Raw genomic sequence first — 1,160 nt, 5'->3', positions numbered from 1 at the left:
AATGCATTAGGTAAAGATGATACGGGTCGTCGAACTAACCTAGCGTCACTGATGGATGGCTACTTCTTAAGCAAGCCTAACCGTGAAGGTGGTCAACACTTAAACGTTAACGTGATGAACCGTGAAATGTTAGAGGATGCGATTGTTAATCCGGATAAATATCCACAATTAACTATTCGTGTATCGGGTTATGCCGTTCGCTTTAATGCGCTCACCCCTGAGCAGCAGCAAGACGTGATTACTCGTACATTTACTAAAAGTATGTAGTCTCTGCTAAAATTGGCTGTATCGATGTGTAACATCTTATCGATACAGCCTTTTTTATATTCATTTTAAGGAACAACAATGACGTTAGGTCGCATACATTCAGTGGAATCATTCGGAACCGTTGACGGTCCAGGAATTCGCTACATCGCTTTTATGCAAGGCTGCCTTATGCGCTGCCAATATTGTCATAATCGTGATACATGGGATCTAGATGGCGGCAAGGAAGTTTCTGTTGATGAAATAATGAGCCAAGTCATTTCTTATCAACCCTTTTTAGAAGCCAGCGGTGGTGGTATTACAGCCAGTGGTGGTGAAGCAATTTTACAAGCTCAATTTGTCAGCGAGTTGTTTAAAGCCTGCAAAAGTCAGGGGGTACACACCTGTTTAGACACCAACGGTTTTGTGCGTAAATACGAACCGGTGATAGATGAATTGCTCGACAATACCGACTTAGTGTTACTTGATATCAAACAAATGGACGATGCCAAGCACATCGAACTGACGAAAGTCAGCAACCATCGAACACTACAATTTGCACAATATCTTGCCACACGAAATATAAAAACCTGGATCCGTTATGTGGTTGTCGCAGGATTTACTGAAGATGTCGAATCAGCCATCGCACTCGCTGAGTTCATTAAACCGATGAGCAATGTTGAAAAAGTTGAATTACTGCCTTATCACCCGTTAGGGGAACATAAATGGCAAGCTTTTGGCGAAACGTATACTTTGGCGGATATTTCACCGCCAAGTACAGAGATTATGCAGAGAATTCAGCAAGTGTTTGTCGACCGAGGTATTAACGCTACATTTTAGTCACAAAAACGATAAACAGATGTAAATTAGCACTGACTTATACATAAGATGAATTACAATTCATCCCAGTAACTTTG

At 41.4% G+C, this 1,160-nt stretch carries 2 protein-coding genes; both read left to right on the top strand.

Annotation, left to right across the window (positions count from 1 at the left end; translation table 11 throughout):
- Window positions 1-267: glycine radical domain-containing protein (locus CXF78_RS01290; protein ID WP_308302232.1), on the top strand; the 267-nt coding region annotated here is incomplete at its 5' end.
- 78 nt (window positions 268-345) lie between these two features.
- The gene (gene pflA, locus CXF78_RS01285) at window positions 346-1,083 is read left to right on the top strand and encodes a pyruvate formate lyase 1-activating protein (RefSeq protein ID WP_011637928.1); all 738 of its coding nucleotides are present in this window, start codon (window positions 346-348) and stop codon (window positions 1,081-1,083) included.
- The last annotated feature ends 77 nt before the right edge of the window (window positions 1,084-1,160 follow it).

The organism is Shewanella sp. 11B5 (assembly GCF_002836795.1).
Lineage (GTDB): Bacteria > Pseudomonadota > Gammaproteobacteria > Enterobacterales > Shewanellaceae > Shewanella > Shewanella frigidimarina.
The sequence above is the reverse complement of the archived record's forward strand: the minus strand, read 5'-3'. Positions and strand labels throughout refer to the sequence as shown.